Origin of the sequence: Pseudomonas lutea (assembly GCF_000759445.1) — a bacterium.
Lineage (GTDB): Bacteria > Pseudomonadota > Gammaproteobacteria > Pseudomonadales > Pseudomonadaceae > Aquipseudomonas > Aquipseudomonas lutea.
Genome location: NZ_JRMB01000002.1, coordinates 1873597 through 1886745, shown reverse-complemented (window position 1 = coordinate 1886745; position 13149 = coordinate 1873597). Strand labels below are relative to the sequence as shown.

At 58.9% G+C, this 13149-nt stretch carries 12 protein-coding genes; 7 read left to right on the top strand and 5 right to left on the bottom strand.

Annotation, left to right across the window (positions count from 1 at the left end; all coding sequences use genetic code 11):
- Positions 1-8: 8 nt before the first annotated feature.
- Both LT42_RS20600 and LT42_RS20595 read right to left on the bottom strand, forming a co-directional pair.
- Entirely contained in the window at positions 9-650 is a 642-nt protein-coding gene (locus LT42_RS20600; protein WP_037017094.1) for a thiol:disulfide interchange protein DsbA/DsbL, read from the bottom strand.
- A 190-nt stretch (positions 651-840) separates the two neighbouring features.
- Positions 841-1458, bottom strand: coding sequence for a c-type cytochrome (locus LT42_RS20595; protein WP_037017091.1), 618 nt, complete (start codon positions 1456-1458; stop codon positions 841-843).
- A 224-nt stretch (positions 1459-1682) separates the two neighbouring features.
- On the opposite strand from LT42_RS20595, the gene yihA reads away from it, so the two are divergent.
- Positions 1683-2318, top strand: a complete 636-nt coding sequence (gene yihA, locus LT42_RS20590) for a ribosome biogenesis GTP-binding protein YihA/YsxC (RefSeq protein WP_037017089.1) — start codon at positions 1683-1685, stop codon at positions 2316-2318.
- Between the two features lie 238 nt (positions 2319-2556).
- On the opposite strand, the gene polA is transcribed toward yihA, so the two are convergent.
- Positions 2557-5322, bottom strand: coding sequence for a DNA polymerase I (gene polA / locus LT42_RS20585; protein WP_037017087.1), 2766 nt, complete (start codon positions 5320-5322; stop codon positions 2557-2559).
- Positions 5323-5396: 74 nt separating this feature from the next.
- Here polA and LT42_RS20580 point away from each other — a divergent pair, with 74 nt between their 5' ends.
- Together LT42_RS20580 and LT42_RS20575 are read left to right on the top strand one after the other, a co-directional pair.
- Entirely contained in the window at positions 5397-5687 is a 291-nt protein-coding gene (locus LT42_RS20580) for a DUF2782 domain-containing protein (protein ID WP_037017085.1), read from the top strand.
- A 34-nt stretch (positions 5688-5721) separates the two neighbouring features.
- A complete protein-coding gene (locus LT42_RS20575) occupies positions 5722-6672 on the top strand; it encodes a homoserine kinase (protein ID WP_037017084.1) in 951 nt (316 codons plus the stop codon).
- A 93-nt stretch (positions 6673-6765) separates the two neighbouring features.
- Here the strand turns inward: LT42_RS20575 and znuA are convergent, their stop codons facing one another.
- On the bottom strand, positions 6766-7689 hold the full coding sequence (gene znuA / locus LT42_RS20570; protein ID WP_208855913.1) for a zinc ABC transporter substrate-binding protein ZnuA: 924 nt from the start codon (positions 7687-7689) through the stop codon (positions 6766-6768).
- A 66-nt stretch (positions 7690-7755) separates the two neighbouring features.
- Here znuA and LT42_RS20565 point away from each other — a divergent pair, with 66 nt between their 5' ends.
- From LT42_RS20565 to LT42_RS20550, 4 genes are all read left to right on the top strand, one after another.
- Complete coding sequence (locus LT42_RS20565) at positions 7756-8238, top strand: Fur family transcriptional regulator (RefSeq protein WP_037017078.1); 483 nt, start codon at positions 7756-7758, stop codon at positions 8236-8238.
- Positions 8238-9038, top strand: coding sequence for a zinc ABC transporter ATP-binding protein ZnuC (gene znuC, locus LT42_RS20560; protein ID WP_037017075.1), 801 nt, complete (start codon positions 8238-8240; stop codon positions 9036-9038). Before LT42_RS20565 ends, znuC begins: the two co-directional genes overlap by 1 nt.
- Entirely contained in the window at positions 9031-9813 is a 783-nt protein-coding gene (gene znuB, locus LT42_RS20555; RefSeq protein ID WP_037017072.1) for a zinc ABC transporter permease subunit ZnuB, read from the top strand. The genes znuC and znuB overlap by 8 nt, the downstream gene beginning before the upstream one ends.
- Positions 9814-9968: 155 nt before the next feature.
- The gene (locus LT42_RS20550) at positions 9969-10682 is read left to right on the top strand and encodes a PA5502 family lipoprotein (protein ID WP_037017069.1); all 714 of its coding nucleotides are present in this window, start codon (positions 9969-9971) and stop codon (positions 10680-10682) included.
- A gap of 72 nt (positions 10683-10754) precedes the next feature.
- On the opposite strand, the gene katE is transcribed toward LT42_RS20550, so the two are convergent.
- The gene (gene katE / locus LT42_RS20545) at positions 10755-12914 is read right to left on the bottom strand and encodes a catalase HPII (protein WP_037017066.1); all 2160 of its coding nucleotides are present in this window, start codon (positions 12912-12914) and stop codon (positions 10755-10757) included.
- Positions 12915-13149 lie beyond the last annotated feature (235 nt).

Below are 13149 nucleotides of genomic sequence, written 5' to 3'. Positions count from 1 at the left end.
GCCAGCGCTTACTTGGCGGTCAGCGTCGCGCGCTCTTTGGCGATCAATTGATCGGCCACCTGCAGCGCTTGCTCAGGACCACCGGCAGTGCCCAGGTCAAAGCGGTATTTACCATTGACGATCATGGTCGGAACGCCAGTGATCTCGTACTTCTTGGCCAGTTCCTTGTACTGAGCGATCTTGCCCTTCACAGCGAACGAGTTAAACGTTTCGAGGAACTTGGTCTTGTCGACGCCTTGAGTAGCGACGAATTCGGCCATGTCGTTCGGATCGGTCAGACGCTTGCCGCCTTTCTGAATCGCGTCGAACACGGCAGTGTGAACTTTCTTTTCCACACCCATGGTGTCGAGGGTAATGAAGAGCTGACCGTGGGCGTCCCAAGGGCCACCAAACATGGCAGGAACGCGGATGAAGTGGACGTCAGCGGGAAGTTTTTCGGCCCATGGATTGATGACTGGCTCGAATGCGTAGCAGTGCGGGCAGCCGTACCAGAACATCTCGACAACTTCGATTTTGCCTGGCTCGGAAACAGGAACAGCGCTTTTCAGCTCGACGTACTGTTTGCCGGCTTCGATAGGCTCTGCTGCTTGAGCGGTCAGACCGAACAGGCTGGTAAAAATCAGAGCGGCGCTGAGAATCAGATTACGCATGCTTAACTCCTGGGCATGGAAGGTCACCTCGGTGGACGCAGTTCGACCGGCCGAGGCGATACGAGGTCGCAAGTGTAACGCCTGCGGCCATAAAAAAGAGCAGCCGTTCGCTACCCTTTTTGGCCCGTCCGGGCAGGACTGAGTGGGATTATGTGACAAACCGTGTGCGCAAGACCCGTTGCTCGACCGGTCATTCAAGACCCTGAATAAAAGCTGCCAAGGCTTCGATGTCTCCGTTGCTCAGCTTGGAGGCAATGGTGCGCATAACCTGAGTCTCGCCATCATTGGAGCGCTCTCCATCCCGAAAGGCCGTGAGCTGTTTTTTGATGTACGCGGAATGCTGGCCGCTCAACTGGGGAAACCCCGCGCTCGGGATGCCTGCTCCGCGTGGGGAATGACAGCCGATGCAAGCCGGCATGCCCTGCCCAAGCATGCCGCCGCGAAAAAGCGCCTCGCCTTGCGCAGCGAGATCGGGGTCAGCCTCGAGGCGCTTTGCCTTCTGACCAGCGTAGTAAGCGGCAATGTCAGCAAGGTCACGTTCCGTAAGCGAAACAAGCAGGCCGGTCATCTCCGGTACGACACGCTTGCCGTCCCGGATTTCGTGCAGCTGCTTGAGCAAATAGCGCTCACCCTGGCCTGCGAGGTTCGGGAAAACAGGCACCAAACTGTTGCCGTCGGGACCATGACAGGCGCCACATACGACTGTTTTAGACTGCCCGGCAACGGGGTCAGCCGTTACAGACTCACCTGCCTGCACGAATCCGCTCATGCACAGAATCAACAGCAGGCTCGAAAGAGGTAAGTTCATGGGCTGATCCGATGCGACCAAAGGCGCCGCCTTCGTGACTGCTTGTCGCGAGCGGCTTTTCGGTGAAGGTTTTGATGCAAATGCCGGACGCGGTTCGCTTCAGCAGCACCTTTGCGGGGGTGACGAGGCATACATGAAATCTGCGGCATTATATACTCGCGTCCATTGAACGGAAAACGACACCCCGTTGCCGCGCACGCCGCAACGCCCTCACCGGATATCCCATGCAACTCAAAAACCCAATTCTTGGCCTGTGCCAACAAGCCAAGTTCATGCTCAGCGCTGCCAAAGTCGATCAATGCCCGGACGACGAAGGCTTTGAAGTCGCCTTCGCCGGCCGCTCCAACGCGGGCAAGTCCAGCGCGCTGAACACCCTGACTCACGCCAGTCTCGCGCGAACCTCAAAGACACCAGGGCGTACTCAGCTGCTGAATTTCTTCAGCCTGGACGATGACCGCCGTTTGGTCGATTTGCCGGGTTATGGTTACGCAAAGGTGCCTATTCCGCTCAAGCAGCATTGGCAGCGCCACCTCGAAGCGTATCTGGGCAGCCGCGAGAGTCTGAAGGGGTTGATCCTGATGATGGACATTCGCCACCCGATGACCGACTTCGACCTGCTGATGCTCGACTGGGCCATCGCCAGCGGCATGCCGATGCACATTCTGCTGACCAAGGCGGACAAACTGACTTTTGGTGCCGCTAAAAATACGCTGCTCAAGGTCCAGTCGGAGATCCATCGTGGCTGGGGCGACGCCGTCACCATTCAGCTGTTTTCCGCGCCCAAGCGCATGGGGCTCGAAGAGGCCTACACCGTGCTGGCGGACTGGATGGAGCTGGAAGACAAGGCGCCCGCGGCTTGAATCGCGGGCAAAAAAAACCCCGGACTTCATGTGGGGAGGGGAAGTTCGGGGTCTAAGTCCAGCCCCCTCGGAAGGGTTCCGGATATCTGCCAACACTTAACACAACATAGGAGCTTGAATGGCTGCTTCAGCCATTCGCAACCTCAGACCGGGATTAGTCCCCCGAAGTTCAAAACCGGCGGAAATTTAGTGCCTGGCGCAGTTCCGATTCCGCGAAGAATCGGAACGACAAGCCGTTCTAGTGGGCCTCATCCCAATTATTGCCTACGCCCACTTCGACCAACAGCGGCACGTCCAGCTCGGCCGCGCCGCTCATGTGTACGCGGATGTCCTGGCTGATCTGCTCGACCAGATCCTCGCGCACCTCCAGAACCAATTCGTCGTGCACTTGCAGAATGACCCGCGCATCCAGACCTGAAGCGTCCAGCCATCCGTTCACGGCGACCATTGCGCGCTTGATGATGTCGGCCGCCGTGCCTTGCATTGGTGCGTTGATTGCCATGCGCTCGGCACCTTTGCGCAACGCCTGGTTCTTGGCATTGATGTCCGGCAAGTACAAGCGGCGACCGAAGATGGTCTCGACATAACCTTGCTCGGCAGCCTGAGTCCGCGTGCGCTCCATGTAATTCAATACGCCGGGGTAGCGCGCGAAATAGCGATCCACATACGCCTGCGATTGCTTGCGATCGACGCCGATCTGCTTGGCCAGCCCGAATGCGCTCATGCCATAGATAAGGCCGAAGTTGATCGCCTTGGCGCTGCGGCGCATGTCGTTGGTCACGTCAGGTAACTCGACGCCGAAGACCTCGCCCGCCGTCGCACGGTGTACGTCCAGGTCGTTGCGGAAGGCATGCAGCAAACCTTCGTCCTTGGCCAGATGCGCCATGATCCGCAACTCGATCTGCGAGTAGTCCGCTGCCAGCAGCTTGTAGCCCGCCGGGGCAACGAATGCCTGCCGAATGCGGCGGCCTTCGGCCGTGCGAATCGGGATGTTTTGCAGGTTTGGGTCGCTGGACGACAGACGCCCGGTGACCGCCACCGCCTGATGATAGGAGGTGTGGATTCGGCCGGTGCGCGGGTTGATCTGTTCCGGCAGTCGATCGGTGTAGGTGCTTTTCAGTTTGCTCATCGAGCGGTACTGCATCAGCACCTTGGGCAGCGGATAATCCTGCTCGGCCAGTTCCGCGAGCACCGCTTCAGCCGTTGACGGCTGGCCGGTGGCGGTTTTACTGATGATCGGCATGCCAAGCTTTTCGTAAAGAATCACACCGAGTTGCTTGGGCGAGCCGAGGTTGAATTCCTCACCGGCGATGGCAAACGCTTCGCGCTCAAGCTCGGTCATCTTGTTGCCCAGCTCGACGCTTTGGTTGCCCAGCAGGTTGGCGTCGACCAGCGCGCCTTGCCGTTCTATACGCGCCAGCACAGGCATGAGCGGCATTTCGATATCGTCGAGCACCGGCGCCAGAGTCGGCGTCTTGGCCAGCTTCTCTTGCAGCACCTCGTGCAAACGCAGCGTCAGGTCCACCTCTTCAGCTGCGTAGGTGCCGGCCTGCTCCAGTGCGATCTGGTCGAAACTCAGCTGTTTCGCGCCTTTGCCTGCGATGTCCTGGAAGTTGACCGGCGTGTGAGCCAGGTACTTGGCAACGAGGCTGTCACGGTCATGGCGCGTCGCCGTAGAGTCGAGCACGTAGGATTCGAGCATCGTGTCGAATTTGACGCCCTGGACGTCGATGCCCTGGCTCTGGTCGCCGTCGATGGCGCAGTTGGCCAAAAGGTTGATGGCAAACTTGGCGTGCTGCCCGACTTTGATCTTGCTCGCGTCTTCCAACATTGGCTTGACGGCTTTGAGCACCTCATCACGATCGAGCTGTTGCTGCACACCCATATAAGAATGGGTGAGCGGGATGTAACACGCCTCGTGGGTTTTGATCGCGAAGGACAGCCCGACGATTTGAGCGCGCTGTGCATCTACCCCATTGCTCTGCACCACGAAAGCGAACAACTGCGCCGCCTCAAGCTTCATCAACCAGTCGTCAAACTGCGTCTGCTCAAGAATGAGTTCGTATTTGGCCTCGATGATCGGCGCCGGCTCGGCAGCAGGCACAATTTCGGCGCCTTCTTCTCGCGCTTCACGCTGCAGGTCGGTGATCCAGCTTTTGAATTCGAGCTCGGTATACAGCGCCATCAACGCTTCCCGATCAGGCTCGCCGCAATGCAGAGCGTCGAGCTCGATGTCCAGCGGCACGTCAATCTTGATGGTCGCCAGCTGGTAGGAGAGGAAGGCCATCTCCCGATGCTCTTCCAGCTTGGCGGGCAACGACTTGGCCCCCCGAAGCGGCAATGCCGGAATCTTGTCGAGGTTGTCGTAGAGCTCTTTCAAACCTCCATTGATGCCGACCAGCAGGCCCGCCGCGGTTTTCTCACCCACGCCGGGAACGCCAGGAATGTTGTCGACCTTGTCGCCCATCAATGCCAGGTAATCGATGATGTGCTCGGGCCCGACGCCGAATTTCTCTTTCACTCCGGCAACGTCCAGCACGCTGCCGGTCATGGTATTGACGAGCGTGATGTGGCCGTCGACCAATTGCGCCATGTCCTTGTCGCCGGTCGAGATCACCACCGGTCGATCCGCCGCCGCACTACTGCGCGCCAGTGTGCCGATCACATCGTCGGCCTCAACACCTTCAACGCATAACAGCGGATAGCCCAGGCCTCTGACGCAGTTGTGCAGGAAGTCGATCTGCACGCGCATGTCATCCGGCATGCTCGGGCGGTTGGCTTTGTACTCGCCGTACAGCTCATCGCGGAACGTTCCGCCCTTGGCGTCAAAGACCACGGCAAACGGACTGTCAGGATATTGCCTGCGCAAGCTCTTGAGCATGTTGAGCACGCCCTTGACCGCACCGGTTGGCAGGCCCTTGGAGGTCGTGAGCGGCGGCAGCGCGTGGAAAGCGCGGTACAGGTAAGAAGAACCGTCCACCAGGACGAGGGGCGCGAGACTCATGTGCAAGATCAACCTTTTCGGCGGGGTCGGCGCTAGAATGCGTGGACCGTTAACGACAAAGGCACAAGGTTATCATGCGCGCGCTCAATCGCCTGTTACTGGTCGGCGGGTTGCTCGCCTGCTCGTCGCTGGCGCTTGCCGCAGATGACGAGGCGCCCTCGGCCGAGCCAGACGTCACCATTCGTCAGAGCGGCGATGATTTTGTTCAAGAGTACCGCGCGAACGGATTCGTTTACGCGGTGAAGATCACGCCAAAGCACGGCAAGCCTTATTATCTGGTGCGTGCCGACGGTACAAGCGGTCAATTCATACGTTCGGATCAGCCGGACATGCTGATACCCCAGTGGGTAATATTCAGCTGGTAACGCCTTACATTCACTCTCTTGCTGGCAGTCTTCTATGTCCGTTTTTACTCCTCTGGCTCGCCCCGAGCTGGAAGCTTTTCTTGCCCCTTACGGGCTTGGCGCCCTGCGGGATTTTCAGGGCATCGCCGCTGGAAGTGAAAACACCAATTTCTTCATCAGCCTGGAGCAGGGCGAGTTTGTACTGACGCTGGTCGAACGCGGGCCGGTTCAGGAAATGCCCTTCTTCATCGAGCTGCTGGATGTCTTGCACGATGCCAAGCTGCCCGTCCCCTACGCGCTGCGCACCACCGAGGGCAAGGCCCTGCGCGAGCTGAAAGGCAAACCCGCATTGCTTCAACCGCGCCTGTCCGGCAAACACCCTGCCGAGCCCAACACTCAGCACTGCGTGCAAATCGGTGAGTTCATGGCGCATATGCACCTAGCGACTCGCACTCAAACCATCGAGCGCAAAACCGACCGCGGCCTGGACTGGATGCTGGAGGAGGGCAGTAACTTCATCTCGCATCTGGACTCGGCACAGGGCGCGCTGCTGACCAAGGCGCTCGAAGAGATACAGCGTCGCAAGCCGGCCATCATGGCGCTGCCAAGGGCCAACCTGCATGCCGACCTGTTCCGCGACAACACGTTGTTTGAAGGCACCCACCTGACGGGAGTGATCGATTTCTACAATGCCTGCTCCGGCCCGATGCTCTATGACATCGCCATTGCCGTGAATGACTGGTGTTCGTTTGAAAACGGGACCATAGACGCGCCGCGAGCGCGGGCTTTTCTTGGGGCTTATGCCGCACTGAGGCCATTCACTGCCGCCGAAGCCGAGCTGTGGTCGACCATGTTGAGAGTCGGCTGCGTGCGCTTCTGGCTGTCGCGGTTGATTGCGGCGGAGACCTTCGCCGGCCAGGACGTTTTGATTCACGATCCCGACGAATTGCGCAAACGCCTGGAGCAGCGCCAGGAAACGCACATTCCGTTGCCGTTTGCGTTGTAAGGGTCTTAAAAGCCTCGTGAGCAAGTTCACTCCCACAGGGTCAATGCTTCAACTGTGGCAGAGAGCTGGCTCGCCAAGGCGTTGGCCCAGAAGTCAAAGACTCTCCAGGCACCCCGCCAGGTCATCCGCCAACTTGCTCAGCAACTGCTCGTAACCCTGCGCAGTGGCGGGGGTGTAGCCGCCTAAACCGTCCAGCTCGGCCAGTTTCACCGGCAGGCCGGCACTCAATGTGTCGGCAAGACGAGGACGCAGGGGCGGCTCGCTGAACACGCAGGTTTTACCAAACTCCGTCAGACGCGCACGCATGGCAGCAACGTGCTGAGCGCCCGGTTGAACCTCGCTGCTCACTGCAAACACACCTGCATGTTTGAGCCCATAAGCCTCTTCGAAATAATCGAATGCTTCATGGAACACGAAATATTGCTTGCCCGAGATACCTGCAACCCGCTGTTTGATCTGGGCATCCACTGTATCAAGGCGTGCATCAAACGCTTTTACATTGCTCTCGTAACGGGCCGCATTGACGGGGTCCGCTTCGCTCAAGTCAGCCGCCATCTTCGCAGCGATCACTCGCGCATTGGCGGAAGACAACCACAAGTGCGCATCGACGCTACCCGGCTTGTGGTCGTGGTCATGCTCGTCACCTTCGTCATCATGGTGATGATCATCGCTGGCCGTGAAATGCCGCAGATGCATGCCCGTCAGCGACTCGACCGGAACGGAAGGCTTGCTGCGCCCGGTCAGGACGCGAGGCAGGAAGGTCTCCATATTCGGGCCAATCCAGTAGAGCAAATCAGCGTCTTGTACCCGCCGTACGTCGGAAGGGCGCAGCGCGTAATTATGCGGGGAGGCGCCCGGCGGAAGCAGGACTTCAGGGACTGCAATGCCATCCTGCACTGCAGCAGCGATCAGCTGCAGCGGTTTGATACTGGTCAGCACGCGGACATCAGCCTGGGCGGGGGCGATGGAGGCGAAACCGGTAATAAATACGACAAAAAGTAAAAAAAGTCGGGACACGATAACCACTCATGGGGGCAGGAACGGGTAACATAATAACGTCTCTCTCAAAAGCCGTCGCCGCTCATGTCTAAAACACCCCTGGCCAGTCGCCCCCATGATCACTCTCACTGCGTGCACAGTGCACTCACTGAAGCCGACTCGCTGTGCGCGGGCAAAGGCTTGCGCCTGACCGCCTTGCGCCGTCGCGTATTGGAGCTGGTCTGGCAAAGCCACAAGCCTTTGGGCGCCTACGACATCCTTGCCGTGCTCAGCGAAGAAGATGGCCGTCGCGCTGCGCCGCCTACGGTGTACCGCGCGCTGGACTTCCTTCTGGAAAACGGCTTGGTGCACCGCATTGCGTCATTGAACGCGTTCGCCGGCTGCAACCACCCGACCCATGCCCATCAGGGGCAATTTTTGATTTGCCGCGAATGCCATGCCGCTATCGAGCTGCAACACGGCGCCATCAGTTCGGCCATTGTGGACGCTGCCAACGAGGTCGGGTTTGACGTCGAGGCTCAGACTGTCGAAGTCGTCGGCGTTTGCGCCGGGTGCAAGGCCGCCTGATGAGCGACGCGTTGATCCGCCTGAAAGACGTCAGCGTGAGTCGCGCCGGTCAGAGCGTGCTTGAAAATATCCAGCTGAGTGTCAGTTCCGGCGAAATAGTCACGCTGATCGGTCCTAACGGCGCAGGCAAAACCACGCTGGTGCGTGCAGTTCTCAGTCTGCTCAAACCCGACTCGGGCGAGATCTGGCGCAAGCCTAAATTGCGCATCGGCTACATGCCGCAGAAGCTGCACATCGACGCCACTCTGCCGTTGTCAGTCCTGCGCTTCCTGCGACTGGTGCCCGGCGTCGATCGGGACACCGCACGGGCGGCGCTGATCGAGGTGGGCGCAGAACGGGTCATCGACAGTCCGCTGCAAGGCATTTCGGGCGGCGAGATGCAGCGCGTCTTGCTGGCGCGAGCGCTGCTGCGAAAGCCGGAACTGTTGGTGCTCGATGAGCCCGTACAGGGTGTGGATGTCGCCGGGCAGGCCGAGTTGTATGCCCTGATCACTCAGTTGCGTAACCGTCATCGGTGTGGCGTGCTGATGGTGTCCCATGATTTGCATCTGGTCATGAGCACTACCGATCAGGTGGTCTGCCTCAATCGCCACGTTTGCTGCTCCGGGCATCCCGAGCAGGTCAGTAACGATCCGGCATTCGTTGAGCTGTTCGGCCACCATGCGCCCAGCCTGGCGATTTATCACCATCATCACGATCACGCGCACGACCTGCATGGCGAAGTCTGCCAACCCGCTACGACTCACGATCACGTTCATAACCATAATCACGATCACGGGGACAGCTGCAAGCATGGCTGATTTTCTTCTTTACGCCTTGCTCGCAGGCCTCGCGCTGGCCGTAGTAGCCGGCCCTCTGGGGTCGTTCGTGGTGTGGCGACGCATGGCTTATTTCGGCGACACGCTGTCCCATGCCGCTTTGCTCGGCGTGGCACTGGGCTTTTTGCTGGACGTCAGCCCGACAATCGCCGTGACTGCGGGTTGCCTGCTGCTGGCGGTCTTGCTGGTCACCCTGCAGCAGCGTCAGCCGCTTGCTTCGGACACGCTGCTGGGCATTTTGGCGCCCAGCACCTTGTCATTGGGGCTGGTGGTCCTGAGCTTCATGCGTGATGTGCGGATTGACTTGATGGGTTATCTGTTCGGCGACCTGCTGGCCATCAGTCCAAATGATCTGGCGTGGATTCTGGCAGGCAGCGCCTTGGTCCTGATTCTGATCTGTGCGCTTTGGCGCCCCTTGCTGGCAATCACCGTGCATGAGGAGTTGGCGACAGTCGAAGGGCTCCCGGTAGCCGCTCTGCGCATGACATTGATGCTGCTGATCGCCGTGGTCATCGCAGTGGCCATGAAAATCGTCGGCGTGCTGTTGATCACCTCGCTGCTGATCATTCCCGCTGCTGCGGCACAACGTCACGCCCGCTCTCCCGAGCAGATGGCGCTGGGGGCGAGCCTCATCGGGGTGGTCGCAGTGTGCGCCGGACTGGCATTGTCCTGGTTCAAGGACACACCGGCGGGCCCGTCTATCGTGGTTTCGGCAGCTACGCTGTTTCTGCTTAGCTTCCTTTTGCCCAAGCGGTAGAACCTTGGGTGGCAAGCAGAGTCATACTCCGCAATAATCGAATAGCGGCAATGTGCAATGACGCTTGCCCAGCCCCGGTGCTGATCAGTTATTTTCGGTGCAGGTCACTTATGTGTAGACTTGCTCGTTTTTTGCGCAAATAGAGAATCGCAGGAATGAAGCCGTACGCATCCCGTTATCTGCTGCTTGCTGCATTTTCCATCCTGATGAGCGCTTGCCAGAGCAAGCCTGTGGAGCAGCCTGCACCTGTGGCTGCGCCCGACGCCTATCAGCAGCTGGAACAAAATATCGCAAGCAGCGAACTGGCGACTGCCGAAGATCAGTTGGCCGCGCTGCAAAGTAAATCCCCGGATGATCCTCGACTCGAGCAATACCAGCGTCAGCTGGCCGAGGCGTATCTGAGCCGCAGTCAGATCGTGCTGCAGAAAGGCGACATGAACGCCGCCGCCACTGCACTGAGCCGTGCTCGAGCATTGATGCCCAAAGCGCCCGCGCTGACCAGCGGCGTCAACGGCGCTATCGCCAATGCACGCAAGGCCGAGCTTGAAAAGGCAGAAGCCGAGCTGCGGGCAGCGGAGGCGAAACGCAAAGCCCGGGTGATCGACCCGAGCGCGGAGAGCACCACCATCGATCTGAAGATCAACGACATGAAGCAGTTGCGCCGGCAGCTCAGCGACATTGCCGAAGATGTCACTGCGTTCAACTGCGCCGTTACAGTGCAGGTACCTCGAACGGACGATTACCCGTGGTTGGCTACGTTATTGACCAAGCGCGTCGGGAAGATCAACCCGGATTTCGAGCTGCAAATGCAACGTGTAATCGAGCGCACCGAGCCGGCGAAGATTGTCTTGAAGCCCGCTCAGCTCTGATCGATTTTTGATCAAAAGAAAGGCGTTGCCCTCGCGGGCAACGCCTTTTTTGTTACTCGCTACTCCTGCAAGTTACGCAGGAATGGCCTTCGCTTTTGGCTCACGAGCCCACACCCGGTGTTGCTGGATGGCTGTGAAAAACGCTTTGAACGAAGCGCTGTCAGAAACGGCCAGCAAGCCGGCATCAGCTTCCAGGCGCAGCAGGTCAATCAGCTTCTGTGCGTCACCTGCGTAAGCAATGGCTTTGAGGTGCTTGTAGGCCTCAAGGACATAGTGCAGCGCTACGCCGTCGCCGCTCAGGGCCTGAATCGATGCATCGCCACCCGGGATGAACACCGCGTCAAACGCGACAGATGGCAAACCTTCCATGGAAGCATCAACCGCCAACGGAGCGCCGCTCGCCGTTTTGACCGGTGCGGACGTCGGGCCGAGGACCTTGGCGTGTGCGCCTTCGGCTTCCAGAGCCGCCTTCATGGTAGCTACGGCTTTATCGTCCACACCATTGGCAACCAGGATGGCCACTTTGCGCGAAGCAATGTCGGCGGGCAGCAGATTCGCCTGACTCAGGAGTGGCGACTTGTCGACAGTCAGTTTGCCCGTGCTTTGCGCTTGTACGGTCGGTGCCGATGGCGCTGGCAGACCAAGGTTCGCAGCGACGCGTTGAGCCAGGGTAAGGTCGATATTCGCGAGAATCTCGTTCACCTGACGGGCACGAATGTACTCACGCTCCACCTTGCCCAACTCGAAGCTATAGGCCGCGATGATGTGCTCTTTCTCGTGCTCGCTCATGCTGTTGAAGAACAGCGTGGCTTGGGAGAAGTGGTCGCCAAAGGAAGGACTGCGCTCACGCACTTTGTGCGCCTCTACGCGCTCCGGATACGTCTCAAAGCCACCATCCTGCGGACCGGCAGGGGTTTCTTTCGGCCAGCCGCCGTCAATCGAGTTGGGCTCGTAGGAAGCACGACCTTTATCGATGGTGGTGCGGTGCTGCGCATCACGCTGGTTGTTGTGGTTCGGCGACACCGGACGGTTGATCGGGATCTCGTGGAAGTTCGGCCCACCCAGTCGGCTGATCTGCGTATCGGTGTACGAAAACAGACGCCCTTGCAGCAATGGGTCGTTAGAGAAGTCGATACCCGGCACGACGTGGCCTGGGCAGAAAGCGACCTGCTCAGTCTCGGCGAAGTAGTTGTCCGGGTTGCGATTGAGCACCATTTTGCCCAGCGGCGTTACCGGGACCAGCTCTTCCGGGATGATCTTGGTAGGGTCCAGAAGGTCGAAGTCGAACTTATGTTCGTCTTCCTCGGCGACGATCTGCACGCCCAGTTCCCATTCCGGGTAGTCGCCCATCTCGATGGACTCCCACAGATCGCGGCGATGGAAGTCGGTATCTTTACCGGCAAGCTTCTGCGCTTCGTCCCACACCAAAGAGCAAGTGCCGTACTTGGGCTTCCAGTGGAATTTGACGAACGAGGATTTACCTTCGGTGTTGATCATGCGGAAGGTGTGGATGCCGAAGCCCTGCATGGAGCGCAGGCTTTTCGGAATTGCACGGTCAGACATTGTCCACAGCACCATGTGCGCGGATTCAGGTACCAGCGAGACGAAATCCCAGAACGTGTCGTGCGCCGAACCACCAGTAGGAATTTCGTTGTGGGGCTCAGGCTTCACGGCGTGTACGAAATCAGGAAACTTGATCGCGTCCTGAATGAAAAACACTGGCATGTTGTTGCCGACCAGGTCGTAGTTACCTTCGCCGGTGTAGAACTTGACCGCGAAACCGCGTACGTCACGCACTGTATCGCCAGAGCCGCGTGGGCCCTGAACAGTGGAAAACCGGACGAACACCGGGGTTTTCTTGCCCGGATCGCGCAGGAATTCGGCTTTTGACAGCGCAGAATGGTTCTCGTAGGTCTGGAAGTAACCGTGAGCCGCAGTACCGCGTGCGTGAACAATGCGCTCAGGGATGCGCTCATGGTCAAAATGCGTGATTTTCTCGCGCATGATGAAGTCTTCGAGCAGCGATGGGCCGCGCGATCCGACTTTCAGGGTGTTCTGGTTGTCGGAGATCTTTACGCCCTGATTGGTGCGCAGAGCCTCGCCGGTCGCATCAGAGCGAAACGTCTCAAGGCTTTCGACCTTGGCGTTGGTATTGCCGCGGTCCAGCGTGTCGGTGCCGGCCAGCTCACTTTTGGCATTCGGGCTGACAGGGGGATTGGTGTTGTTACTCATCAGGCAAAGCTCCTCGGTTCAGGCGGCTCCTTTTTCGCCTCCAGGCGGAGGCAACAGGAGCTCGTTGACGGAAATGCCTGACGTACATAAGCCAGGCGAAATTCACGCGCTATGTAAGTGACTGACGATGAAAACAGCCGTTCCGTTTGTTTTCCCGATTCCATGATTTACGCCTTCAAACTGACAGTCGGCCATCGATATGACCGTTCGGCAGGTGCAGTGTGAAATAAATGCT